This window comes from uncultured Allofournierella sp. (assembly GCA_944382705.1).
Lineage (GTDB): Bacteria > Bacillota > Clostridia > Oscillospirales > Ruminococcaceae > Allofournierella.
Map to the genome: position 1 here is coordinate 1 of CALWNE010000055.1, position 24,155 is coordinate 24,155.

At 54.5% G+C, this 24,155-nt stretch carries 23 protein-coding genes and 1 pseudogene; 20 read left to right on the top strand and 4 right to left on the bottom strand.

The window, feature by feature from the left end:
• Window positions 1-136: 136 nt before the first annotated feature.
• A pseudogene (locus ACH2EM_RS08350) lies at window positions 137-244 on the bottom strand (helix-turn-helix transcriptional regulator); the annotation flags it as partial.
• Between the two features lie 322 nt (window positions 245-566).
• Window positions 567-1,601: a S66 peptidase family protein gene (locus tag ACH2EM_RS08355; RefSeq protein WP_395151792.1), complete on the bottom strand. Its 1,035-nt coding sequence runs from the start codon at window positions 1,599-1,601 to the stop codon at window positions 567-569.
• Window positions 1,602-1,920: 319 nt separating this feature from the next.
• On the opposite strand from ACH2EM_RS08355, the gene ACH2EM_RS08360 reads away from it, so the two are divergent.
• From ACH2EM_RS08360 to ACH2EM_RS08445, 18 genes are all read left to right on the top strand, one after another.
• Entirely contained in the window at window positions 1,921-2,799 is an 879-nt protein-coding gene (locus ACH2EM_RS08360) for a YicC/YloC family endoribonuclease (protein WP_395151794.1), read from the top strand.
• A gap of 15 nt (window positions 2,800-2,814) precedes the next feature.
• Entirely contained in the window at window positions 2,815-3,090 is a 276-nt protein-coding gene (gene remA / locus ACH2EM_RS08365) for an extracellular matrix/biofilm regulator RemA (RefSeq protein ID WP_395151796.1), read from the top strand.
• Window positions 3,083-3,649 carry a guanylate kinase gene (gene gmk / locus ACH2EM_RS08370; protein ID WP_395151798.1) on the top strand — a complete coding sequence of 189 codons (567 nt, stop codon included), beginning with the start codon at window positions 3,083-3,085 and terminating at the stop codon, window positions 3,647-3,649. The genes remA and gmk overlap by 8 nt, the downstream gene beginning before the upstream one ends.
• A gap of 34 nt (window positions 3,650-3,683) precedes the next feature.
• The gene (gene priA / locus ACH2EM_RS08375; protein ID WP_395151800.1) at window positions 3,684-5,936 is read left to right on the top strand and encodes a primosomal protein N'; all 2,253 of its coding nucleotides are present in this window, start codon (window positions 3,684-3,686) and stop codon (window positions 5,934-5,936) included.
• Between the two features lie 61 nt (window positions 5,937-5,997).
• Window positions 5,998-6,519 (top strand): peptide deformylase, encoded by a 522-nt coding sequence (gene def, locus ACH2EM_RS08380; RefSeq protein ID WP_395151802.1) that lies wholly within the window; start codon window positions 5,998-6,000, stop codon window positions 6,517-6,519.
• A complete protein-coding gene (fmt, locus tag ACH2EM_RS08385) occupies window positions 6,519-7,433 on the top strand; it encodes a methionyl-tRNA formyltransferase (RefSeq protein WP_395151804.1) in 915 nt (304 codons plus the stop codon). The genes def and fmt overlap by 1 nt, the downstream gene beginning before the upstream one ends.
• Window positions 7,434-7,460: 27 nt before the next feature.
• Complete coding sequence (gene rsmB, locus ACH2EM_RS08390; RefSeq protein ID WP_395151806.1) at window positions 7,461-8,768, top strand: 16S rRNA (cytosine(967)-C(5))-methyltransferase RsmB; 1,308 nt, start codon at window positions 7,461-7,463, stop codon at window positions 8,766-8,768.
• Between the two features lie 4 nt (window positions 8,769-8,772).
• On the top strand, window positions 8,773-9,816 hold the full coding sequence (rlmN, locus tag ACH2EM_RS08395) for a 23S rRNA (adenine(2503)-C(2))-methyltransferase RlmN (protein ID WP_395151808.1): 1,044 nt from the start codon (window positions 8,773-8,775) through the stop codon (window positions 9,814-9,816).
• On the top strand, window positions 9,813-10,553 hold the full coding sequence (locus ACH2EM_RS08400) for a Stp1/IreP family PP2C-type Ser/Thr phosphatase (RefSeq protein ID WP_395151810.1): 741 nt from the start codon (window positions 9,813-9,815) through the stop codon (window positions 10,551-10,553). The genes rlmN and ACH2EM_RS08400 overlap by 4 nt, the downstream gene beginning before the upstream one ends.
• A gap of 1 nt (window position 10,554) precedes the next feature.
• Entirely contained in the window at window positions 10,555-12,474 is a 1,920-nt protein-coding gene (gene pknB / locus ACH2EM_RS08405) for a Stk1 family PASTA domain-containing Ser/Thr kinase (RefSeq protein WP_395151812.1), read from the top strand.
• Between the two features lie 134 nt (window positions 12,475-12,608).
• Window positions 12,609-13,484 (top strand): ribosome small subunit-dependent GTPase A, encoded by an 876-nt coding sequence (rsgA, locus tag ACH2EM_RS08410; protein ID WP_395151814.1) that lies wholly within the window; start codon window positions 12,609-12,611, stop codon window positions 13,482-13,484.
• The gene (locus ACH2EM_RS08415) at window positions 13,484-14,113 is read left to right on the top strand and encodes a thiamine diphosphokinase (RefSeq protein ID WP_395151816.1); all 630 of its coding nucleotides are present in this window, start codon (window positions 13,484-13,486) and stop codon (window positions 14,111-14,113) included. The genes rsgA and ACH2EM_RS08415 overlap by 1 nt, the downstream gene beginning before the upstream one ends.
• A gap of 108 nt (window positions 14,114-14,221) precedes the next feature.
• Window positions 14,222-14,302 carry a stage V sporulation protein SpoVM gene (gene spoVM, locus ACH2EM_RS08420; RefSeq protein ID WP_395151860.1) on the top strand — a complete coding sequence of 27 codons (81 nt, stop codon included), beginning with the start codon at window positions 14,222-14,224 and terminating at the stop codon, window positions 14,300-14,302.
• Window positions 14,303-14,476: 174 nt separating this feature from the next.
• Window positions 14,477-15,994, top strand: a complete 1,518-nt coding sequence (locus tag ACH2EM_RS08425) for an SPOCS domain-containing protein (RefSeq protein ID WP_395151818.1) — start codon at window positions 14,477-14,479, stop codon at window positions 15,992-15,994.
• A gap of 19 nt (window positions 15,995-16,013) precedes the next feature.
• Complete coding sequence (gene spoIVA / locus ACH2EM_RS08430) at window positions 16,014-17,489, top strand: stage IV sporulation protein A (protein WP_395151820.1); 1,476 nt, start codon at window positions 16,014-16,016, stop codon at window positions 17,487-17,489.
• A gap of 257 nt (window positions 17,490-17,746) precedes the next feature.
• Window positions 17,747-18,133, top strand: a complete 387-nt coding sequence (locus tag ACH2EM_RS08435) for a nuclear transport factor 2 family protein (protein WP_395151822.1) — start codon at window positions 17,747-17,749, stop codon at window positions 18,131-18,133.
• 298 nt (window positions 18,134-18,431) lie between these two features.
• Window positions 18,432-20,315, top strand: coding sequence for a polysaccharide biosynthesis protein (locus ACH2EM_RS08440; RefSeq protein WP_395151824.1), 1,884 nt, complete (start codon window positions 18,432-18,434; stop codon window positions 20,313-20,315).
• A 17-nt stretch (window positions 20,316-20,332) separates the two neighbouring features.
• Complete coding sequence (locus ACH2EM_RS08445) at window positions 20,333-20,923, top strand: sugar transferase (RefSeq protein WP_395151826.1); 591 nt, start codon at window positions 20,333-20,335, stop codon at window positions 20,921-20,923.
• 118 nt (window positions 20,924-21,041) lie between these two features.
• On the opposite strand, the gene ACH2EM_RS08450 is transcribed toward ACH2EM_RS08445, so the two are convergent.
• Window positions 21,042-21,614 (bottom strand): DUF4364 family protein, encoded by a 573-nt coding sequence (locus tag ACH2EM_RS08450; protein ID WP_395151828.1) that lies wholly within the window; start codon window positions 21,612-21,614, stop codon window positions 21,042-21,044.
• A 53-nt stretch (window positions 21,615-21,667) separates the two neighbouring features.
• Complete coding sequence (locus ACH2EM_RS08455) at window positions 21,668-22,591, bottom strand: S1 RNA-binding domain-containing protein (RefSeq protein WP_395151830.1); 924 nt, start codon at window positions 22,589-22,591, stop codon at window positions 21,668-21,670.
• A gap of 246 nt (window positions 22,592-22,837) precedes the next feature.
• Here ACH2EM_RS08455 and ACH2EM_RS08460 point away from each other — a divergent pair, with 246 nt between their 5' ends.
• On the top strand, window positions 22,838-23,026 hold the full coding sequence (locus ACH2EM_RS08460; protein ID WP_395151832.1) for a DUF951 domain-containing protein: 189 nt from the start codon (window positions 22,838-22,840) through the stop codon (window positions 23,024-23,026).
• A 48-nt stretch (window positions 23,027-23,074) separates the two neighbouring features.
• On the top strand, window positions 23,075-24,151 hold the full coding sequence (prfA, locus tag ACH2EM_RS08465) for a peptide chain release factor 1 (protein ID WP_395151834.1): 1,077 nt from the start codon (window positions 23,075-23,077) through the stop codon (window positions 24,149-24,151).
• Window positions 24,152-24,155: the final 4 nt, after the last annotated feature.

The window sequence follows — 24,155 nt, forward strand, 5'->3', positions numbered from 1 at the left end:
ACAAGAAAAGCCGGTACGCTACCCCTCCACGGGGCGCATACCGCCTTTTCTTGTTATCCAGCCCTCCGGCTGTATCGGTTGAGCAAAAGTCAGCGTGGGAATGGTGTGGTATCTTTATCTAAGTGAACCCCCCCAGCTCCCATTTGGAGATGGTCTGCCTGCTTACCCCCAGGCGTTCCGCCACTTCCTGCTGGGACATACCATTGTTTTTGCGTGCGTTGTAAAGGCTGCTGCCCAAACTCATAAGTAATGGCCTCCTTTTATAATTCTAGATATAATTATAAAGTAGGTATCCAGAGAAATCCACCAACAGACGATTGCTCTTTTGCCCGTTTTTTTAACATTTTGCAGGGAATAAAAGGCCATAGTCTGTAGCGAATTGGCATTGTTATAGCAAAACAGGAGCGGCGCCGCTCCTGTTAAAACTGCATACTCCTACACCAGGGTTTCGCGCTGTCTGCACAATCTGGGGCAGTTCAGCCTTGTAGGGGGGAACATTCAAAAACCGAAATCTGACTGCGTGAGTGAATTTTATTTAGGTCAATTAGTCCGCATAAAGCAGACGATTAATCTTCGTAGACAAATTTAATAAACTGCTCGTTTGCGTTAACGATTGCATTTACACCAAATGGAATGATACATCTAGGTGCAGCGTGCCCAATGTTTATATTTGCCACAATAGGCAGAGCGGGGTTATCTACTACCTCCAGGATGATTTTCTTGTATTCCTCAAAATACAATTCATCCATAGGCTTTCCCCATAATACACCAGAAACAACATCAAATACACCGGTTTTCTTTAATGCAGCCAGCATATCTCTAAAAAGTTCCGGTCTTGGCTGTTCTTCACTTGTTTCCAAAAGAAGTATTTTTCCTTTCCAATCACTGAGATTCGGAAGCAGTTCGTATTTTTTGCATAGCGCTACGGAATCGGGGTGTCTTGATGCATCAAAAAAGTCATAGAGCGATTCTAAACATCCTCCCAGAATTTTGCCTTCAAAAATACTATTGCCCTGAAGCAGCTGAAAGCCTTGGTTTTTATGTTTAACTCTCATAGTTCCGACAGCATCCGCCGACCAGTCTTTTCTCTCCTCATACCAAATATCACTGGGCCTTATTTCGCTAATTCTGCCTGTGCGAATCAGCTCCTCAAAAAACCGAGCCGAATAAGGCAGCATATTGGGTTCAAGTTCGCATACATCCGGCAAAAAAGCCTGTCCATAAAATGTGTTTAATCCTGCTTTATGCAGCATTAAGTGATTTGCCGTTGAGTCCGAAAATCCAAGGAATATCTTGTTGTTTATGACCTTCTTCAGGTCGTCATGCTCAAACAGATAAGGAAGCAGGCGATAGGTATCATCACCACCGATTGCGGTCAGAATCATGTCGATGGAATCATCTGCAAAAGCAGCCAACAAGTCCTCTGCTCGCTCTTTCGGATGATTTTTTACATATTCCATGCCGCTTTGAGCATGGGGCATCATGTTAATTTCAAGCCCATATGCCTCTAACCTTTTTATACCAATTTCAACTTCGTGCTTTGCAAATGCTTCGCCAAGGATACCAGATGACAAGCTTACAATCGCTATCTTGTTAACCATTATTCCTCCATACCTCTATAGTTGTTTTTTATCAATTGAAACCGAAATTGCAACGCTGCATTTTTTAGTGCTGATTATAGCATGAAAAAGCCATACAAGAAGGAACAAAGCAAAAGCCTGCAAAGGCAGGGAACCTGTTTTTTGGCCGGAGCCAGCAGGGAACAAAAAGCCCGGATTGCCGCCCGGCAAGGAAAAACTTGCAAACCCAGTACAAAAGGGGTAGAATATAAAGTATCTATTTAAAAATGGGGTATTGTGTCCGCAGCAGTGGGCCTGTCCTAGGTGTTTTACCCAACAAAAGGGAATGAGGTGCCTTTTTATGGCTTTAAGTATGACGGGTTATGGCCGTGGCGAAGCAGTGGTCAATGGCCGCAGCATTACAATTGAAATTAAAAGCGTGAACTCTCGGTATTTTGAGTATTTCTCCCGCATTCCTCGCAGTGCGGCATTTTTGGACGATAAGCTCAAGCAGCAGCTTGCCCAGCAAATCAGCCGGGGCAAAACCGAGCTGCATATGCAGATTCAGAATGTAAGTGCTGCCAGCACCCAGGTGGAGGTGGACCTGCCTCTGGCCCGGCAGTACGCCCAGGCAATGGCTCAAATCAGCCAGGAGCTGGGGGTCAAAAATGATGTGACGGCCGGTATGCTGTCCCGCTGCCCGGATGTGCTGGTGCTGCGTCAGCCCCAGGTGGACGAGGAGCAGCTCTGGCAGGATGTGAGCGGCGTTTGCCAGCAAGCGCTGGAACGGTTTGTGGCCATGCGCACCCAGGAAGGCCAAAAGCTCAAGGAGGATATTCTTTCTCGCCTGGATACCATCGAGGCAAATGTGCAGCGCATTGAGCAGGAAAGTGAAGGCCGGGTGGAAGCATACACCCAGCGGCTGTATGCTCGGCTGCAAACGCTGTTGCAGGACCACACCGTGGAGGAATCCCGTCTGCTTACCGAGGCGGCCATCTTTGCAGATAAAACTGCTGTGGACGAGGAAACCGTGCGCCTGCGCAGCCATCTGGCCCAGTACCGGCAGATTTTGACCGGCGAAGGCCCCGTAGGCCGAAAGCTGGATTTCCTTACCCAGGAGCTGAACCGGGAAACCAACACCATCGGCTCCAAGTGCCAGGATATTGCCATCACCCGCATTGTGGTGGATACCAAGGCCGAAATTGAAAAAATCCGGGAACAGATTCAAAACATCGAGTAATGCAGGGAGGACAGAATGAAGCTTATCAACATTGGTTTTGGCAATATGGTGAGTGCAAATCGTCTGATTGCCATTGTCAGCCCCGAATCCGCACCCATTAAGCGTATTGTGCAGGAAGCACGGGACAAAGGCTCGCTTATCGATGCCACCTATGGCCGCCGCACCCGTGCAGTAATCATCATGGATTCCGACCATGTGATTCTGTCGGCGGTACAGCCCGAAACCGTGGCAAACCGTCTGAGTGATACCCCTGCCGAGGATGAAATGGAGGAAGAACTGGACAATGAATAACGAAAATCGTCTTGTAGTTATTTCAGGGCCTTCCGGCTCTGGCAAGGATACGGTGGTAAAGCGGTTGATGCAGCTGCATCCCGAGGTGGAGCTGTCTATCTCTGCCACCACACGGGACATCCGCCCCGGCGAGAAGGACGGCGTAAATTATGTGTATCTGACCCGGCAGGAGTTTGAGCGCCGCATTGAGGCCGGGGAAATTCTGGAGTATGCCGAGTACTGCGGCAACTATTATGGCACCCCTAAATCCGAGGTGGACAAGCGCATTCAAAGCGGCATCACTGTAATTTTGGTCATTGAGGTGGTGGGAGCCAGCAGCATCAAACGGATGTACCCCGGTGCGGTTACCATCTTTGTGCGGCCGCCCAGTTATACCGAGCTGGAGGAGCGTCTGCGGGGCCGTGGCACCGAAAGCGAAGAGGAAATTCAAAAGCGGCTGGCCCGTGCTGTGGAAGAAATGGAATATGCGGTGGACTACGACGAGGTGGTTGTGAACGAAAAAGTTGATGACTGCGCCGAGGAAATCTACCAGCTGATTTGCAAGCACCAGCAGGACTGATTTTGCCCCATGGCACAGAAAGGAGAAGGGCTCTGTGTTCCCAACCGTACAAGTGGCAGTGAACGGAGCCACCTTTCATTTTGATAAGCTCTATACTTACCTTGTGCCGCCGGATTTGGACAAATCCATCCATCTGGGCAGCATGGTGCTGGTGCCCTTTGGCCGCAGCAACGATGCACGGATGGGCGTGGTGCTGGGCCTGGGCGAGCAGGAGGAACAGGGCCGCTGCAAAACGCTGTTTGACGCAGCACCGGAACAGGCCTGCCTTACCCAGGAGCTGCTGCGCCTGGTATACTTTTTAAAAGAGCGCACCTTCTGTACTTTTTACGAAGCCGTCAAGGCGGTAATCCCCTATGGTGCCCAGTATAAAGCCCAGCAGCTGCCAGAAGGGCCAAGGCTGCAAAAGCAGCTGGTGCGCCATACCGAGCCGGAATATGCGCTGGCAGGGGAATTGCCAGTTAAACCAAAGCCCACTGCCAAGCAGCAGGCGGCGGTGCAGGCGTTGCAGCAGGGGCCGCTTACAGCAAGCGCCCTGGCCCAGCTGGGCATCAGCCGGGCCGTGGTGGATAACCTGTATGAAAAAGGAGTGCTCACCCGCCGCCAGGTGGATAAGAGGCTGGACCTATTCAGTCATATTCGCCCCAAACAGGAGCCGGTGGTGCTCAGCGAAGCCCAGCAGCAGGTGTACCAGGGGTTGGCGGCCCAGCTGGAGCAGAAAACTGCCAGTGCAGCGCTGCTTTACGGTGTTACGGCCAGCGGCAAAACGCTGGTGTTTTTAAAGCTGATTGAGCGCACATTGCAGCTGGGCCGTACGGCTCTGGTGCTGGTGCCGGAAATCAGCCTGACCCCCCAGATGATTCGCCGCCTGAAGGAGAGCTTCGGCTCTCAGGTGGCGGTACAGCATTCGGCCCTTAACCATACCGAACGGCTGCTCCAATGGCAGATGATTCAGCAGGGGGCAGCCCAGATTGTGGTGGGAACCCGCAGTGCGGTATTTGCACCGCTGCAAAATATTGGTGTTATCATTGTGGATGAGGAGCAGGAGCACACCTACCGCTCCGAAAGTGCCCCCCGCTTTGATGCCCGGGAGGTAGCCAAACGCCGCGCGGCAGACCACAATGCGCTGGTGCTGTTTGCATCGGCCACTCCCAGCGTGGAGAGCTACCAGGCAGCACTGGAAGGCCGATACACCTTGTACAAGCTGACCCAGCGGTATGCCCAGCAGCCTTTGCCCGCTGTGGAAATGGTGGATATGAAAGCGGAACTGGCGGCGGGCAATCCGGGCAGTATCAGTGCCCGGCTGGCCCAGCACATTCGCGCAACGCTGGAAGCAGGCAACCAGGCCATTTTGCTGCTGAACCGGCGGGGTTACAAAACGGTAGGTATGTGCAGCGATTGCGGCAAAGCCCTCAAGTGCACCAGCTGCAGCGTGCCCATGGTCTACCATAAAACCGACAACAAGCTGCTTTGCCATTACTGCGGCAAAACCATTTCTCCCGTGCCCACCCGCTGCCCGGACTGTGGGGGAAAGCTGCGGTACACCGGGTTCGGTACCCAGCGTGTGGAGGAGGAACTGGCCGAGTTGTTTCCCCAGGCTCGCATCCTGCGGATGGACCAGGATTCCACCAGCCAGAAGAATGCCCACGAAACCATGTTGGCCCAGTTTGCAAGGGGAGAGTACCAGATTATGCTGGGAACCCAGATGGTGGCCAAAGGGCTGGACTTTGAAAAAGTCACCCTGGTGGGGGTGCTGGGCATTGATTCTCTGCTGTTTTCTCAGGGATTCCGTGCCTTTGAAACGGTATTTTCCCTTGTAACCCAGGTGATTGGCCGGGGTGGCCGTTCCAGCCAGCCGGGCTATGCGGTGATTCAAACTGTAGACCCGGACAATCCTACTTTAAATCTTGCTGCTTCCCAGGATTACGAGGCCTTTTTTCAGCAGGAAATCATGTTTCGTAAACTGTGCCTGTACCCGCCCTTTTGCAGCGTGTGCATTGCAGCCTTCAGCGGAAAGGATGAAGGCAAGACCATGGCAGCCGCCATGCGCTTTGCCCAGATTCTGGGCCAGAAAGCCCAAGCCACCCAGGGGATTCCCCTGCGTATTCTGGGTCCGGCACCCATGAATGTGGTGATGGTGAAGGGCCGTTTCCGCTATAAACTTACCATTAAATGCCGCAACGACCGGGCTTTCCGCCAGATTATGGGGGAGGTTCTGGGCCAATACAGCCAGGAAGGCCTGCCAGGCAGGGCCTCGGTCACGCTGGATTTTCATTCCGATGGGGATTAACCCACGATTATTTACTATACAGCCCTAAAAGGGCGTTCTGAATACCAAGGAGGATTATATTATGGCACTGCGTACCATTGTACAGGATGGCGATCCGATTCTGAAAAAGGTCTGCCGCCCGGTAACCAATTTTGACGACCGTCTGGCAACCCTGCTGGACGATATGCAGGAAACCCTGATTGATGCAGGCGGGCTGGGTCTGGCCGGCCCTCAGGTGGGCGTAATGCGCCGCCTGTTCATTGCTCTGGACGAGCGTGACCTGCCGGAAGATGGCGAGATGCCCGCAGATTGGGAGCCCAAGTTCATCGAGTGCATTAACCCCGAAATTCTGGAGTGCTCTGAGGATGAGGTCACTCTGTATGAGGGCTGCCTGTCCTTCCCCGGCCACAACGGTGCCATCAGCCGCCCCCGCAAGGTGAAAATCCGTGCCCAGGACCGCCACGGCGAGTTCTTTGAGATGGAAGGGGAGGAGATGCTGGCCCGCTGCTTCTGCCATGAGACCAACCATCTGGACGGTGTAACCATCATGGATTTGGCCGAGCATTTCTACGAAGATGACTATCCCGACGAGGTGGAAGACTAATGCGCATCCTGTTTATGGGTACGCCGGACATTGCCGCTGCCAGCCTGCAAGCAGTGCTGGACGCTGGCCACGAAGTGTGCGGCGTTTTTACCCGGGAAGATAAGCCGGTGGGCCGTAAGCAGGTGCTTACAGCCCCACCTGTTAAGCAGATGGCACTGGAACACGGCTTGCAGGTGTTCCAGCCTAAAACCCTGCGGGAACCTCAGGTATGGGAACAGATTCGTGCCCTTGCCCCCGAGCTGATTGTGGTGGTGGCCTATGGCCGCATCCTGCCGCCGGAAGTATTGGAAATCCCCGTCCACGGCTGCATCAACCTCCATGTATCCCTGCTGCCCCAGTACCGGGGGGCTGCTCCCGTGCAGTGGGCGGTCATCAATGGAGATGAGCGCACCGGTGTTTCCATTATGTACCTGGACGAAGGTCTGGATACCGGTGACATTCTGGCTGTGGCCCCGGTGGACATTGGCCCCAACGAAACCAGCGGCGAACTGTTTGAACGCATTACCCAGCAGGGCGCACAAACTCTGGTAGAAACCATTCAGGCCATTGGCGAGGGCCGTGCCCAGCGCACCCCCCAGGACCATACCAAGGCCACCCTGGCCCCTCCCTTAACCAAGGAGATGGCCCGCTTTGATTTTAACCGGCCTGCCAGCCAGCTGCACAATCTGGTGCGAGGCATGAACCCCTGGCCGGTAGCCTATTTTGAACACGAGGGCAAAAAGGTAAAGGTGCGCAGCAGTCTGGTGGTACCCGGCAATGCTGCCCCCGGCACCGTTCTGGCTCTCAACCCCCTGACCATTGCCTGCCAGCAGGATGCACTCCAGCTGATGGAGGTGGTGCCCGAAGGCTCCAAGCCCATGGCTGGCGCAGCCTATGGGGCTGGCCGCCGCCTGGCAGTGGGGGACACCCTGTAACCTAAACCCCTTGGGAGGAATGAAACCATGGATCAAGCCCGCCGCACCGCAGTTCTGGCCCTGGTGCGCCAGGAAGAAAGCGGCTACGCCAATCTGGTGCTGGGCTCCTTTTTGGAGCAGCAGACCCTGTCCAGCCGGGATAAAGCCTTTGTAAGCGCCGTGTTTTACGGTGTAACCGAACGGCTTATTACCTTGGACTGGTGCCTCAGCCGCTGTTTAAGCCGCCCCCTGCATAAGCTGGATGCCCAGGTACGGGCGATTTTGCGCAGCGGATTGTATCAGGCAGCTTATATGAATATTCCTCCCCGGGCAGCAGTCAACGAATCCGTTAACCTCTGCCGTGGCCTGAAAAAGACCAGTGCCAGCGGCCTGGTGAATGCGGTGCTGCGCAAAGCAATGGAACAGGACCCCCGCAAGGCCCAGTTCAAAACCCCGGCGGAGCGGCTGAGTGTGCTTTATTCTGTGGGGCAGCCCATTGTAAAGCTGCTTCAAAAGCAGTATCCCCAGGAATGTGAGTGCATTCTGCAAGCCTTTGGCAATCCGCCTCGGTATACTCTGCTTCGAGCCAACAGCCTGAAGGTGGATGTGTCGGAGCTTTGCGACCGGCTGGCCCAGCAGGGAACGCCGGCCCAGCCCGGCCCGGTGCCCGGCTCGGTGCAGGCGGACTTTGCAGGCAGCCCCGCAGCGGGGGAGGCCTTTGCCCAGGGCTTGTACCATGTACAGGGGGCGGCTTCTCAGCTGGCAGCCCTGAATCTGGAAGCCCAGCCCGGCCAGAAGGTGCTGGATCTCTGTGCGGCTCCCGGCGGTAAAACCCTTACCCTGGCTCAGTGTATGCAAAACACCGGCACACTCATCAGCTGCGATGCGGTTCAGTCTCGTCTTTCCTTAATTGAAGGGGCGTTGAGCCGCTGCGGGATTGCCAACACTACGGTGTTATGCAACGATGCTTCGGTGCATAATGCCCAGTTGGAGGGAGCGGACCGGGTGCTGTGCGATGTGCCCTGTTCCGGCCTTGGCATCATTGCCAAAAAACCGGATATCCGCTACAAAACCATGGAACAGGTAGAGCAGCTCCATGCCTTACAGGCCGAAATTCTGGCCTGCGGTGCCAGCTATCTCAAATCGGGCGGCCGGCTGGTGTATTCCACCTGCACCATCGACCAGCGGGAGAACCAGCAGGTGGTGGAAGCCTTTTTGCAAACCCACCCGGAATTCTATCTGGTAGAACCGGAATTCACTTTGCCGGGTGCACGCATCCACAACCATATGATGACTTTTTTGCCGGGTGAAAGCGGCCCGGATGGATTCTTTATTGCCGTACTGGAGAAAGCGTAAACACATGGAAAAACAATGTCTTTCATCTTATACGCTGGGCCGGCTTACTAGCCTGATGAAGGAGCTGGGCCAGCCTGGCTTTCGTGCCAAGCAGATTTTTCACTGGATTCATCAAAAACAGGTAACGGAATTTGCTGCCATGACCGACCAGCCCAAGGCACTGCTGGCCAAACTGGAGGAACAGTTTTATCTGGCTGTGCCGGCGGTGCAGCGCAAACAGCAATCTAAGGACGGCACCATAAAATATCTCCTGCGTTTGGCAGATGGAAACTGTATTGAAACGGTTCTCATGCGCTATAATTATGGCAACACGGTTTGCGTGTCCACCCAGGTTGGCTGCCGCATGGGCTGCCGGTTCTGCGCCTCCACCCAGGCAGGGCGGGTACGCAACCTGGAAGCAGGCGAAATTGCAGCGGAGATTTACGCCGCTCAGCGGGATACAGGGGAGCGTGTTTCTCACATCGTGCTTATGGGCATTGGGGAACCGCTGGATAACTTTGAAAATGTAATGGACTTTTTGGAGATTATCTCCTGTGCCGACGGTGTAAACATCGGTATGCGCAACATCAGACTTTCTACCTGCGGCGTGGTGCCGCAAATTGACCGGCTGGCGGAGAAAAAGCTCCAGCTTACCCTTTCCATCTCGCTGCACGCACCCAATGATGCCATGCGAAGTGCCATGATGCCGGTCAACGATGCCTACCCGGTGCGGCAGCTGATTGATGCCTGCCGTCGGTACCAAAAAACCACCGGCCGGCGCATCAGCTTTGAGTATTCCATGGTGCGGGGCGTAAACGACAGCCCCGAAACAGCCCGGGAGCTGGCCAAGCTTATCCGGGGCGTGGGGGCCCATGTAAACCTGATTCCCATTAACCCGGTGGATGGCAGCCCCTATTCCTCCACCGATGCCGAAAATGTCAAGCGTTTTCAGACCCTGCTCACCCAGCTGGGGGTGAATGCCACGGTGCGCCGCCGCCTGGGCAGCGACATCAGCGCTGCCTGTGGCCAGCTGCGCCGTGAAGAAGCCGCAAAGGAGGAACAGGCATGAAACTAGCAGGCAAGACCGATGTAGGAAGCTTGCGCAGTGAAAATCAGGATAACTACCGGGCTGCCCGCCTGCAAGACGACACCGTTTGGGCCGTTGTGTGCGACGGTATGGGCGGTGCTGCCGCCGGCAAGCTGGCAGCCCAGATTGCCACCGATACCATGGAAGCCTGTTTTGAAGCAGGATTGCGTGGCTTGCAGCGTGGCCAGGAACGGGCTTTTTTGCAGCATTGCATCACCCAGGCCAACCGGGCTATTTATGAGAATGCAGAGCAGGAGCCGGAAAACCGGGGCATGGGCACCACTGTGGTGTGCTGCCTGGTGCGCCAGGGGGAGCTGCACATTGTACATGTGGGCGATTCCCGGGCGTATCTATGCCGGTCAGGCCAGCTGACCCAGCTCACAAAGGATCACTCCATGGTGCAGCAGCTGGTGGAAACAGGCAAGCTTACCAGCGAAGAAGCGGAAAATTACCCGCGCAAAAATCTCATCACCCGAGCCTTGGGAGTGGAGCGGGGTGTAACGGCTGATTACACCACCGTGCCGGTTAAAACAGGGGACATGGTGCTGCTTTGCAGCGATGGCCTTACCGGAATGGTGGAGGATGAACAGATTTTGGCCGTTATGCAGCATACTCCGTTTTTTGGGGCGCCGCGCCGTTTGATAGAGGAAGCCCTGAAGGCTGGCGGACAGGATAACATTACCGCTGTGCTGATTGAAATCGAGCAACCGGAGGATTGAGATGGATCAGCTGATTGGAAAACGGCTGGAAGGCCGCTACCTGCTGGAAGAACTGGTGGGTGTGGGCGGCATGGCCAATGTATACAAAGGGGTGGACCTGAAAACCCAAAAGACCGTGGCAGTTAAGGTGCTGCGGGAGGAATTTGTGGACAATGCGGAGCTGGTGTACCGTTTTAAAAACGAGTCCAAGGCAATTTCCATACTGGACCATCCCAACATTGTAAAAGTATTTGATGTGTCCGTTACCGATAAGTTACAGTTTATCGTAATGGAATATGTGGACGGCATCACCCTGAAGGAGTATATGAACCAGCGGGGTGGCTGCCTTACCTGGAAAGAGGTAGTGCATTTTATTGAGCAGGTGCTGGATGCACTGGACCACGCCCATCACAAAGGGGTGGTACACCGGGACATAAAGCCCCAAAACATTATGCTTACAGCAGATGGCACCATCAAAATCATGGATTTTGGCATTGCCCGGTTCTCCCGTGCAGAGAGCCAGGTGGTAAGCAACAAGGCCATTGGCTCGGTGCATTACATCAGTCCGGAGCAGGCCAAGGGCGATGTGACGGACGCCAAAGCCGATATCTATTCTTTGGGTATCATGCTGTATGAAATGCTGTCCGGCAAGCTGCCCTTTGAGTCGGACAATGCGGTGTCGGTTGCCATCAAGCAGATTTCCGACCAGGCAGTTCCCCTAGGGCAGGTGGCACCTCAGGTGCCGCAGGCATTGCAGGATATCACGGCCAGAGCCATGGCGAAGGACCCTGGCCAGCGGTATCCCAGCGCCAGATCCATGCTGGATGATATTGCGGAGTTCAAGCGCAATCCCAGCATCCGTTTTGAGTACGAATATCTCACCGAGGATTCGCCAAAGAGGTATATTGACAAAGTGGTACGCCAAACAAAGTCGTCCGGCAGCGAAAGCCCCCAGCGCCGAACTGGTTCCCAGTCTGCAAAGGGCAAACCGGCTGCATCCAAATCGGCCCAGACAGCAAAGCAAAAGCAGAAAAAGCGCATGGGTATTTTGCCGGTGCTGGCTGGCATGGCAGTTGCCTTTGCACTGGGGGCAAGTGTGCTTTGCTATATGATTTTTGCCAACTCCACCAACCCTTTGTTCAGCACAAAAGGGGATGTGGAGCTGGAGGACTTTACCGGTTTGAGTTGGAGCCAGGTAAAAAGTCAATACAGCAGTCAGCTTTCTCTGGTAAAGGAGGAAGTGTACAGCACTGAATACGAAGAAGGGCTGATTATCTCTCAGTCTCCCCGTGGTCCTCGTACGGTAAAGGAAGGTCAAAAGGTTACTGTAAAGGTAAGCCTGGGCGTGGAGTATGTGAGCGTGCCTTCTGTCAATGGCTGGCTGATTGCTGCCGCCGAGGAAGAGGTCAAGAACATTGGCCTCAAGGTACGCCGGGTCAATGTTGCGGACGACAGTGTGGCCGAAGGCTCTGTCATCCGCACCGAGCCGGTGGCGGGTGAATCCGTGGAAAGCGGCTCCACAGTGGTTCTGTATGTAAGCCGCAAAAAGGTGGATTTGAACCGCACTGTGCCCAATATTGTGGGAGCGCTGGAGGCCGATGCCCTGAAAGCACTTACCGCAGCGGGCTTGCGGGCAGGTGTGCGCAGTGAAGCCTACAACTCTGAATACGAGCCGGGCCGCGTGATTCTGCAAACCTACGATCCGGGTACCGAGGTACGAATCAATACCGCAGTAGGCTATATCGTCTCGCTGGGGCCGGAACCTACACCGGAGCCCACGCCAGAGCCCACACCGGAACCCACACCTACCCCCAGCCCCAAACCGAAGCCCACTGCTACGCCAGCTCCCACCGTGGCACCTACCCCCACGCCGGAACCTACCCCGGTAAAGGAGAGCGAAGAAAGCAAGCCTACCGAGCCTGACGCCGTGCAGACAGACTAATCAATGATACAAAGGCTGGGTGAAAGGGTATTTCGCCGGTAATGCTGTAAACCTTGCCCGGATTCAGGCCAACCCTTGAATCCGGGCGCTTTGCTGTTTGCTACCCTAAATTTGAATCAGAAAGGACGAACCCTATGCCAGAAGGCTACATCAAAAAAGGCATTGGCGGATTTTATTATGTACAGTGCGGCCAGGAATTGCTGGAATGCAAAGCCAAGGGCATCTTTCGCAAGCGCCGCATTACCCCAGTAGCGGGCGACTATGTAACTGTAGAGCAGGAGAACGGCGGCAATGTAATTGCCGAAATCCATGCCCGCAAAAATGTATTTGTACGCCCGCCCATTGCCAACCTGGATGTGCTGTTTATTGTGGCCAGCACAACCCAACCGGTTCCCAGCACGCTGGTGCTGGATAAATTAACCGCCATTGCAGTGGACAAGGAGGTACAGCCGGTGCTGGTATTTACCAAAAACGATTTGGTAAGTGCGCAGCCGTTGGTGGAGCTGTACCGCCAGTCCACCCTGCCGGTGGTGGTGGTAGACCATGCCAGCGGCCAGGGGCTGGAGGAGATTCGCCAGCATATCCAAGGCAAATTGTGTGCCTTTTGCGGAAACTCCGGCGTGGGCAAAAGCACCCTGCTGAATGCGCTCTTGCCCCAGCTGGACCAGCAGACGGGAGCCATCAGCCAAAAGCTGGGCCGTGGCCGCCATACCACCCGTGAGGTGGAGATTTTTGAGGCTTTCGGCGGCCGCATTGCGGATACGCCCGGTTTTGCCAGCCTGGACACCGAGCGGGCCTGTTACATTCCTAAAGAAAATCTGCAATATGCCTTTCCGGAGTTTGAGCCCTATGTTCATACCTGCAAGTTTACCGGCTGTGCCCACCGCAGCGAAAAAGGCTGTGCCGTGCTGCAAGCCTTGCAGGAAGGCAAAATTGCCCAAAGCCGATACGACAGCTACGCCGCTATGTACGATGAAGTGAAAAACATCAAGGATTGGGAGCTGCACTAATGCGTTTTGTACTTGTTTCAGCTGGGCCGGTGGGGCCATTGGCTCTGGCTCAGATTATGCCTTCGGATTATGTGATTGCCTGTGACGGCGGCTGGCGGCATCTGGAGAAACTGGGCCGCAAGCCGGATTTGGTGGTGGGGGATTTTGACAGTTCTCAGCCGCCCCAGCTGGAGCAGGTGGTGGTGCTGCCCACCGAAAAGGATGATACCGACACCCACTATGCCGCTCGCCTGGCCCTGGAACGAGGAGCCCGGCAGGTGCTGATGCTGGGAGGAGTGGGCGGCGCACGGATGGAACATACCCTGGCCAACATTGGCACAGCCCTCTGGCTGCAAAAACAGGGCTGTCAGGCAGAGCTACACAGCGAGGAAAGCCGGCTTTGCATTCTGTGCAGCGGGCAACAAAAACGGATACCCCACAATCCGGAGCAATATTTTTCCCTCTTTCCGCTGGAGGGAATTTCCACTGGGGTGAGCATTACCGGTGCAAAGTATCCGCTGCAAGAAGGCGTGCTGGAGCCACAGTTTCCGCTGGCCGTCAGCAACGAGACCTGCCCGGAAGGCGCCTGCATCACGGCGGGCCAGGGGGCACTGCTGATGGTAATCACCCAAAAAGACAAGCAGAACTAGTTCCCCTTGTGGCTGCACTGGGGCAAAAAAACAGCCTTCTTCCACGCACCAATTCCAACCCGTTGGGATATACTGTAGCAATACGCAACCAGAAAGGGGAGAGGGAAGATGCAGATTGTTGTAGTCAAAAGCCCCAAATGCTTGGCAGGGCTGCTGCGCACCTTGTTTAAAATCAAAAAAGAATCCTGAGCTTGCCTGTAATTATCGGTGGGGGTTTTGCCCAACCGGCAGGCAAATCAAACCAGCAAAACGGCTAAGGGCCCTTTTTGTAAGGGCTCTTGGCCGTTTTGTGCTGTTTTGTGTGCATAGATACCCGCCCCGGCTCATATAAATGCCTTACAAAAGTGCGAAAGGGGCGAAACAATGGAACTCAAAATTTTTCGGGATACCCTGTGCTCCATGGGGCCTGCCTGTGAAGCAAAGGCAGAACTGCCCATCGAAGCAGAAATCCTGATTCCAGACTATCTGCCGCAGATTTTTAAGATTGTAAAATGCCTGGTACATCTGGTTACTTTGCAAAAGCAGGTTTCTCAAGGCCGCATCACAGCCGAGGGCTATCTGCGCTGTGTGGTGTACTACGAGGCAGAAGACGACCAAAGCCTGTGCCAGACCGAGCAGAAGATTCCCTTTACTCGAACCATGGAACTGCCGCAAGGGGAGTATGGCGCCTGTCAGATTCAGGTAGGCGGTCAGGTGGAGTATCTCAACTGCCGGGCCGTAAACCAGCGCAGGGTGGATGTACGGGGTGCCTTTGGCCTTACCGCCCGCATTACCCCGCAGGTACAGCAGGAGGTCATCACGGCACTGGCGGAATGCGGCATTGAGCAAAAGATGTGCTCCATCTCCACTGCACGCTCTCTGGTAAGCCTGGATAAGCTGATTACTGCCGAGGAAACCCTGGCCTTGGGCGAAATACCCCAGGCTGTGCTGGAAGCCACTGGCGTAGGCACTGTGGAGGAAATCAAACTGGTATCCGGCAAGGCAGTGGTCAAGGGCAGCATTCAGGTGGAGCTGGTGTACCGCACCAGCGCCGGCGACGGTCTGCAAACTGCCCGTCAGGCGGTGCCCTTTAACCAAATTCTGGATATCGACCAGGTGCCGGAGGACAGTCAGTGCTTTGCCTATGCAGAGATGACCGGCTGCACCCTCATGGCGGCCGCCGGGGCGGAAGAAGGAATAGGGATTACCGTAACCGCATTGCTGCATCTGCGCATCTGGCGCAGTGGGGAGCATTACCTGGTGGAAGACGCCTTCTCCACCCAGTACCACACCCAGCTGGAGCAGCAGCCGGTGTACAGCGAGCAATTACAGGAACAGCTGCACCAAAGCACTGCGGTACAGGTAGAAGGCTCCCTGCCGGACGAGGACGCTCAGCTGCTGCATTGCTTTGTGCTGCCCCAAAGCCTGGAGCTGGTGCAAAAGGACCAGCAGCTGGTGTTCAGCGGCAGGGCCTGGGCCCACATCCTTTGCCGCAACTCCCTGGGCGAGCTGGATTGCTACGATAAGCTTTTTGAGTATCAGTTCCCGCAGCAGTTTGGGGGCCAGCCGGAGGATTACCGCTTTGAATGCTGGCCTTCGGTAGCCTCTGTACAGGTGGAAAAGGAAGCTGGCCAGGCGGTGGTAAAGGCTCAGATGGAATTGAATGGCCTGGTATTTGCCCGCTGCCGTCAGAATGTGCTGGGGCAGGTAGAGTGCACCAGTCCGCTGGAAAGTACCGAGGCAGACATCGCCCTGCGCATCTACTATGCAAAAGCAGGCGAGGAGGTATTTGCCATTGCCAAGCAGTACCATGTGCCTGCGGCTGAGCTGGTTCGGGCCAATCAGTTAGAAGAACAGACGCTGCAAGCGCCTGCACGCCTGCTGGTACCCAGCACGGTTTGAGGGGAGGGAAATACACACGATGGATACACAAACTGTTTACAAGGATATTGCGGCCCGCACCGGGGGAGACATCTACCTGGGTGTGGTAGGGCCGGTGCGCACCGGAAAAAGCACCTTTATTAAAAAATTCATGGAGGAACTGGTGCTTCCCCGCCTCACCAACCAGGCTGTAAAAAACCGTGCAAGAGATGAACTGCCTCAATCGGCAGCGGGGCGCACCATTATGACCACCGAGCCTAAGTTCATTCCGGAAACTGCCGTCACGGTGGAGCTGGCTGGCGGCGGAAGCTTTAAAACCCGCCTGATTGATTGTGTGGGCTATATGGTGGACGGAGCCGTGGGTCACCAGGAAGATGAAAAGCCCCGTATGGTAAAGAGCCCCTGGTTTGACCACGAAATTCCCTTTGATGTGGCGGCACAGACCGGCACCCAAAAGGTAATTCGGGAGCATTCTACCATTGGGCTGGTGATCACCACCGACGGTTCCATCAGCGACATTCCCCGCCAGCGGTACGAGCAGGCGGAAGCCCAGGTGATTCAGGAACTGGAGCAGATTCAAAAGCCTTTTGTCATTCTGCTGAACTGCTTGGAGCCCAACCGGCCCGAAAGCCGCCAGCTGGCCCAGGAAATGCAGCAGAAGTATGGCCGTACCGTACTGCCGGTAAACTGTGTGGATTTGGATGCAGCTGGCATTGAGGAGATTCTCAAAAGCGTGCTGTATGAGTTTGAGGTGCGGGAGATTGCCTTTGCCTTGCCCAAATGGGTGCCCATGCTGGACAGCGGCCACTGGCTGCAGCAGTCGGTATACCAGGCGGTGCAGCAATTTGCAGAGGGCGTAAGCCAGATGAAGGATGTGGCAGGAGACAGTCTGGATTTGAACTGTGAGTATCTGCGCAGCAGCCGGGTGCGCTCCATGGAGCTGTCCACCGGGCGCATCACGCTGGAGCTGGAGCTGGATCCGGACATCTTTTATCGGGTATTGGGCGAGACCACCGGCCTGGAAATCTGCGATGAAGCCAGCCTGATGCCCTGCATCATCCAGCTGGCCAAGGCAAAGCGGGAGTACGAAAAAATCCGCAGCGCTCTGGAACAGGTGGAAGCTACCGGCTACGGCATTGTAATGCCCAGCATTACAGAGCTCAAGCTGGAAGAACCGGAGATTATGCGGCAGGGTGGCCGGTATGGGGTGCGCCTGCGGGCCAGTGCCCCTTCCATCCACCTGCTGAAGGCCAACATCAACACCGAGATTTCCCCCATTGTGGGCTCGGAGAAGCAATCTGAAGAACTGGTCATGAGTTTGCTTCAGGAGTTTGAGCAGGACCCCATCCGCATCTGGCAGTCCAACATTTTTGGCAAAAGTCTCCACGAGCTGGTAAACGAGGGCCTTCAGGCAAAGCTTCTGCATATGCCCCAGGAGGCACGGGGCAAATTGCAGGAAACCCTGGAGCGGGTCATCAACGAAGGCTGTTCCGGCCTCATCTGCATCATTTTGTAATAGCGTAATTTCAGCCTCTTTTGCACAAGCAGTACCATTCTGTTCGGTTGCAAACCGCCCATTCTGCCCGCTGGCAGGATGGGCGGTTCTTTGTTTTTTCTGGCAGTATTTCTTCTGCCAGAAATTCAAGTTCTTTGGGTCAGCCGCAAGGAATGTTGAAACATTCATACTCTGCCAAGGTAAACTGTTGAAAAGTCAGGCGGTGTGTGGTATCCTGTTTATCAATCTTTTTTTGTGTTGCCTATGGAGAAAAAACTATGAATATCAAAGAATTTTGGGACGCAGTTTTGCGGCAGGATGCACAGGCCGTTCGCAGATACTTCCATCCAGATGCATGGGTGAACTGGCATAACACAAACGAGCATTTTACCGTGGAGGAATTTATCCGAGCAAATTGCGAGTACCCAGGTGAGTGGGCTGGAAAGGTGAAGCAGGTGATAACCACCGCTACCCATATCATCACGGCCACCCATGTGTACAGTAAAGACGGCAGCGTTTCCTGCCATGCAACCTCTTTTATTCAGATTGTAGAGGGTAAGATTGCATCCATGGAGGAGTACTGGGGGGACGATGGCCCGGTTCCTCAATGGCGGCAGGATAAACACATTGGGACGACAATTAAAAAGGCGCATACTGTTGACTGAATGTGTGTAAACTTAGGTTTACAGGGCAGCAGAATGGCAAAAAATCCAGGGGGAAAGATGCAGCGATTTCCCCTTGTTTTTTTGCAAGTCTGCACGCAAAATAGGCCGGTTTTTGAAAAAATCACACGCAATTCTGGTGAATCTGCCGAAAGCGATTGATTCTTTTAGTAAAATGGTGTAAAATACAACATATTAGTATGGTGGATTCATGCGGCTTTCCGCTGGGAACCATAACGGAAAATGCCTCTCAAGGGCCGCCTGCAAACGGCCTGGAGGGAGAAAAGTTTGGTGATACAATTTGTCTAATCAACTGGGCACATTTCTGCGCCGGTTTCGCAAACAGATTTTAATGCTGTTTGATGTGTTTGCGCTGACTGGCTGCTATCTGGCCCCTTGGGTGCTCATCAACAGCCGGGCATCTTATACGCAATATTCCAGCCTGCTGGTAGCCAGCTGTTTTTTGTTTGTCTGCTGCTTTGAAATCGTCTACGGCTTGATGGGTATGTACGACAGCTTGTGGCGGTATGCAGAAGTGGTGGAGTTCTTTCGTTTGTGCACCGCTTCGGCCATTGCCATTGGGCTGTTTGTGGCTAGTTCGATGCTGGTTTTTCGGGATACAGGCGGTCAGGTGCCCATCTCGGTATATTTCCTCAGTGCCATGTTTGCGGCGGCAGTTACCATGTACTCCCGTTTGGTGTACCGGATGTACCGGAATGTGAAGCTGGGCCGCAAGGGGGCAAACAAAGCCCGCCGTACCCTGCTGATTGGCGCAGGCGATGCCGCCAGCACCCTGCTGCACGAGCAGTTTAAAAAGCCCAGCCCGGATATGATCTTTATCTGCTGTGTGGACGACGCCCCCGAAAAACAGGGCCGCTACATTATGGGCATTCAGATTATGGGTACCACCGAGGATATTCCGGAAATTGTGGAGCAGTGCGAGATTGAAAGCATCCTGCTGGCTATTCCCACCATGGATGAGGAGAAAAAGCGCCGGGTGCTTTCCATCTGCAACAAGACCAAATGCAATGTAAAAATTCTGCCGGATATCGTTAAGATGATTACCGACGGCAAGGATTTGGCTTCCCGTATCCGGGATGTTCGGGTGGAGGATTTGCTGGGCCGGGAGGAAGTACAGCTTTCTGGCCGCATTGCCGATTTTCTGCGGGATAAACGGGTGATGGTAACAGGCGGCGGTGGCTCCATTGGTTCCGAGCTGTGCCGCCAGATTGCCTCCTGCGGGCCGCGGCAGCTGGTTCTGGTGGATATTTACGAAAACAGTGCCTATGCCATCCAGCAGGAGCTGCGCCGCACCTATGGCAGCCAGCTGGATTTGCAGGTGCAGATTGCCTCGGTGCGTGATTCCAAAAAGATGGACGCGCTTTTTGAACATTTCCAGCCCCAGATTGTGTTTCATGCGGCGGCTCATAAGCATGTGCCCCTTATGGAAGACAGCCCGGAAGAAGCAGTAAAGAACAATGTGTTTGGCACTTACAATGTGGCCCGTTCGGCAGACCGCTACGGGGCGGAGCGTTTTGTTCTGATTTCCACCGATAAGGCAGTAAATCCCACCAATGTAATGGGTGCCACCAAACGCCTGTGCGAGATGATTGTGCAGGCCATGGCACAGCGCAGCAAAACACGATTTGCGGCAGTGCGTTTTGGCAATGTGCTGGGTTCCAACGGCTCGGTTATTCCCTTATTTAAGGAACAAATTGCCTGCGGCGGCCCGGTCACTGTTACCCATCCGGATATTGTGCGCTATTTCATGACCATTTCCGAAGCGGTAAGCCTGGTGCTGGAAGCTGGCTCCATGGCCACCGGCGGCGAAATCTTTGTGCTGGATATGGGCAAGCCCATGCGCATTTTGGATTTGGCCGAAAATCTCATTAAACTGTCCGGCTTTATTCCTTACCGGGATATTGAAATTAAGTTTACTGGCCTGCGCCCCGGCGAAAAACTCTATGAGGAACTGTTGATGGACGAGGAGGGTCTGCAAAAAACCGATAACCGCAAAATCTACATCGGTGCACCCTTGCAGCTGAACAACGAAACCTTCTTTAACCATCTGGTTACCCTCAAGGAAATCGCTTACAGCAACAACAGTTCCAACCTGGTGCAGGCCCTGGTGGATATGGTGCCCACCTTCCACCACAAAACCAACTGTAAATCCGAAACCGCATAAGAAAGGAAGAACCAACCATGTATCAGCGTTTCTTCAAGCGTCTGCTGGATGCATCCATCTCTTTTGTGGCTCTGGTGCTGCTGTCGCCTGTGCTGCTGGTGCTGGCTTTGTGTATAAAGATTACCTCGCCTGGCCCGGTGTTGTTCTGCCAAAAGCGGGTGGGCAAGGGCAAAACCTATTTTCAGATTTACAAGTTCCGCAGTATGCGTACCGATACTCCCAAGGATATGCCCACCCATCTGCTGGAAAACCCCCAGGCATTTATTACCCCCATTGGCCGTTTTTTGCGCAAAACCAGCCTGGATGAATTGCCCCAGCTGCTGAACATTCTGAAAGGGGAAATGAGCATTGTGGGCCCTCGGCCTGCACTCTGGAACCAGGACGATTTGATTGCCCAGCGGGATTTGTACGGCGCAAACGATTGCGTGCCCGGCCTGACCGGCTATGCCCAGATTCATGGCCGGGACGAGCTTCCCATTGAGCAAAAAGCCAAGCTGGACGGCTACTATGCCCAGCATCTGAGCTTTGCGCTGGATGTGAAGATTTTTTTCAAAACCATTTACAGTGTGCTGCGCCACGAAGGTGTGGTAGAGGGCAAACAGCCCTGACACTGCTGCGTTACAACAAAAAAACAGCCTGTCGGTGGTGCTTTGCACAGCAACCGACAGGCTGTTTTTGTATGAAATCAAGGCGAAAAGGATGTTCAGGGCTTCGGGCCCTGCTTTATCATGGAGCAGTGCCCTCATCCAGGTCATTGGGGGAGGTGAGGGCTTCCAGCAAAAGGGCGTAAATATCGCTGCCTTTTTCGATGAAGGCGTTTTTAACCAGCTCCGCTGTCATGGCGTCCGGCAATGCCACCGAAAGGCCAAACACCTCGCTGCCCAGCTCGTTGATGGAGCAGTGCACCGTGTAGCCTTCGTTGCTGCGCACTACTTCGGCTTTGTGCTGGGCGGCTTTGCGCACCCATTGCTGTGCCCGTACCACAGCCCGGATGGCTGTTTCCCGCACGCTGCGGGGCAAGCGGTCGAACCCCAGCTCATCGGTGACGGAAAGGCCCTTGGGAGTGATGCGGTAACAGCCGTCGCCGTTTACTTCCACCAGGCCCTGATGCTCCAGATCAGCCAGACTGCCTGCCAGTTCAAAATAATTCACAAGCTGTTCGCCCAGCAGGGCATTTTCAATGTCCTGGCGGCAAAGGGGGGCGGCGGTTTTAATCAGATAGCAAAGCAGAATACTTACCTCGGAACGGTCGGTGAGACCACCGGGCTTTACCCCAAATGTAAAAGCGTTTCCAGCCAAATCTACACATCCTTTCGCAAAACATTCTGCTCCTATTATAAGGGCAATCCTTCTCAGACGCAAGGGCTGGTCAAAGGATGTGAATCAAATACCGTCGCAATCTCCTTGCCGCTTTCCGGGGTAGAATAGTCCCACCGGCTAATGTGCCCGCTGGTTTGCTGGTACATTAAAGGAAAGCGCATGGGCTGGGGCAGATTTTGGTTTACTACTACCAGCTTGATTTTCATCCGGTCGGGCAGAATGTTTTTGATGAATACGCTTACCGTTTGGCCAAGGCTCAGGTTGCCGGCTGGTTCCGCAAGACCTGCCAGATTAGGGGCGATTTCGATAAATACACCATAAGGCTCAATGCTGCGCACCACCCCCACCACCGTATCTCCCACCGAAAATTGCCGGGCATTCTGCTGCCAGGTGCCAAGCAGTTCCCGCAGGGTAAGTACCAAACGGCCCTGCTCATCCCGGCTTTTTACCGCACAAAATAGGGTTTGCCCCACATCCACCCGGTCCGCAGGGCTTTGAATGCGGGAGACAGACAGGCAGTCGATGGGTAAAAGGGCGCTGATGCCACACCCCACATCGCAAAAAGCGCCAAAGGGCTCGATATGGTTTACCTCACAGGGTACCACATCCCCAGGCTGCAAAAGGTCCAGGTATTCGGTGCGGCAACGCTGCTGAGCTGCCCTGCGGGATACAACAAGACCTCCCTGGGGCCCGCTTTGCACCATAAAGCACACCGGCCGCCCCACCCGGCTGAGAACGGCGATGGGCCGGGTTTCGCCCTCGGCCAGACCTTCGGCACACTCGCTGGGCTCCATCATAACTATCTGGCCCCCTGCCAGAATCCGCAGCCGCCTGGACTGGTCAAAAGCCAGGGCGGTGGATTGCAGAATTTCTCCGGTGCGTGCAGCTTCCTCCAGTTGACCAAAGGTCAAATCCTGGGCGCACCGGTAAGCGGATTCGGGTTTATATTCCGTCATGGATCATCATCCTCTTTCTCATAATGTGATGGGCATATAGGCCCTTGCTATAAAACTATATGCCACAACAGGGGCCGATATTTGCAAAACTTTGGATAACTGTCTGCATCTGCCTTCGGCAAGGCTTTTTTGCAGGCAGGGAATACCATTTTGCAGGCGGTTGTGTTATACTGTTACAGTGATACCGTATCAGGCACAGTCTGCCGCACACAATTGCTGGCAGCAAAGCCGGAACAGGAGGCTTTTATGGATGTTCAGGTAGGCGATCAGATTGTTACCAAAAAGCCCCACCCCTGCGGCGCCAACTGTTTTGATGTGCTGCGAGTGGGCATGGACTTTAAAATTCGATGCACAGGCTGCGGCAGAGAAGTGATGGTGCCCCGGGCCAAAATCGAAAAAAACATCAAAAAGGTGCAGCGTCCCGGGCTGCTTTGAGCCCAGGGTCACACCCAACGAATACAGGGAAAGGCAAGCAAACCACCGATGTTAGAAAAACTGTACGATGTGCGCAGACGCTACCAGGAATTGAATCTGCGCTTGCAGGACCCCACCGTCCTGTGCGATAATGCCCGGTATCGGGATTTAATGAAGGAATATAAAAACCTCACCCCCCTTATGGAAGCCATGGACGCTTATGAGCAGGTGAAAAATAACTGTGATGAGGCCCGTGCCCTGTTGGAGGAAGGTGGGCTGGAACCAGAGTTCAAGGAGATGGTCCAGCAGGAATACACCGAGGCAAAAAGCCAGCTGGAACCGTTGCTCCAGCAGCTTAAATTGCTGCTGCTGCCCAAGGATGAAAACGATGGCAAAAATGTCATTGTGGAAATCCGTGGCGGAGCAGGCGGCGAAGAAGCCGCCCTGTTTGCCCACAGCCTGTACCGGATGTACTCCATGTATGCCGCTGCCCGGCGGTGGAACAGCGAGGTGCTGAGCCTGAATGAAACCGAGCTGGGCGGCATTAAAGAAATCGTGTTTTCGGTACAGGGCGAGGGTGCATACAGCCGGCTAAAATTTGAAAGCGGCGTGCACCGGGTACAGCGGGTGCCTGAAACCGAGACCCAGGGCCGCATTCACACCTCCACCGTGACGGTGGCAGTGATGCCGGAGGCAGAGGAAGTGGACCTGGAACTGAATATGAATGAGTTGAAAATTGACACATTCCGTGCTTCCGGTGCGGGTGGTCAGCACATCAACAAAACCTCCAGCGCCATCCGTGTAACCCACCTGCCCACCGGCATGGTGGTGGAGTGCCAGGACGAACGAAGCCAGCACAAAAACAAGGACAAAGCCCTCAAGGTGCTGCGCAGCCGCCTGCTGCAACAAAAACAGCAGGCCCAAAAGGATGCCATCGACGCAGACCGGCGCAGCCAGGTTGGTACAGGAGACCGTTCCGAGCGTATCCGCACCTACAATTTTCCCCAGGGGCGTTTGACCGATCACCGAATCGGCCTGACCCTCTATAAGCTGGACAGCGTGATGGACGGAAATCTGGACGAGGTGCTGGATGCCCTCATCACCGCAGACCAGGCAGAAAAACTCAAAGCAGCAGAAAAGGAATGAATCC

Coding starts and splice junctions, on each gene's coding strand:
- prfA (WP_395151834.1), top strand. CDS start 23,075: ATGTTAGAAAAACTGTACGATGTGCGCAGACGCTACCAGGAATTGAAT.
- ACH2EM_RS08435 (WP_395151822.1), top strand. CDS start 17,747: ATGAATATCAAAGAATTTTGGGACGCAGTTTTGCGGCAGGATGCACAG.
- spoIVA (WP_395151820.1), top strand. CDS start 16,014: ATGGATACACAAACTGTTTACAAGGATATTGCGGCCCGCACCGGGGGA.
- def (WP_395151802.1), top strand. CDS start 5,998: ATGGCACTGCGTACCATTGTACAGGATGGCGATCCGATTCTGAAAAAG.
- ACH2EM_RS08455 (WP_395151830.1), bottom strand. CDS start 22,591: ATGACGGAATATAAACCCGAATCCGCTTACCGGTGCGCCCAGGATTTG.
- ACH2EM_RS08445 (WP_395151826.1), top strand. CDS start 20,333: ATGTATCAGCGTTTCTTCAAGCGTCTGCTGGATGCATCCATCTCTTTT.
- spoVM (WP_395151860.1), top strand. CDS start 14,222: ATGCAGATTGTTGTAGTCAAAAGCCCCAAATGCTTGGCAGGGCTGCTG.
- fmt (WP_395151804.1), top strand. CDS start 6,519: ATGCGCATCCTGTTTATGGGTACGCCGGACATTGCCGCTGCCAGCCTG.
- ACH2EM_RS08360 (WP_395151794.1), top strand. CDS start 1,921: ATGGCTTTAAGTATGACGGGTTATGGCCGTGGCGAAGCAGTGGTCAAT.
- rsmB (WP_395151806.1), top strand. CDS start 7,461: ATGGATCAAGCCCGCCGCACCGCAGTTCTGGCCCTGGTGCGCCAGGAA.
- rsgA (WP_395151814.1), top strand. CDS start 12,609: ATGCCAGAAGGCTACATCAAAAAAGGCATTGGCGGATTTTATTATGTA.
- remA (WP_395151796.1), top strand. CDS start 2,815: ATGAAGCTTATCAACATTGGTTTTGGCAATATGGTGAGTGCAAATCGT.
- ACH2EM_RS08355 (WP_395151792.1), bottom strand. CDS start 1,601: ATGGTTAACAAGATAGCGATTGTAAGCTTGTCATCTGGTATCCTTGGC.
- gmk (WP_395151798.1), top strand. CDS start 3,083: ATGAATAACGAAAATCGTCTTGTAGTTATTTCAGGGCCTTCCGGCTCT.
- ACH2EM_RS08460 (WP_395151832.1), top strand. CDS start 22,838: ATGGATGTTCAGGTAGGCGATCAGATTGTTACCAAAAAGCCCCACCCC.
- rlmN (WP_395151808.1), top strand. CDS start 8,773: ATGGAAAAACAATGTCTTTCATCTTATACGCTGGGCCGGCTTACTAGC.
- pknB (WP_395151812.1), top strand. CDS start 10,555: ATGGATCAGCTGATTGGAAAACGGCTGGAAGGCCGCTACCTGCTGGAA.
- ACH2EM_RS08400 (WP_395151810.1), top strand. CDS start 9,813: ATGAAACTAGCAGGCAAGACCGATGTAGGAAGCTTGCGCAGTGAAAAT.
- ACH2EM_RS08415 (WP_395151816.1), top strand. CDS start 13,484: ATGCGTTTTGTACTTGTTTCAGCTGGGCCGGTGGGGCCATTGGCTCTG.
- ACH2EM_RS08425 (WP_395151818.1), top strand. CDS start 14,477: ATGGAACTCAAAATTTTTCGGGATACCCTGTGCTCCATGGGGCCTGCC.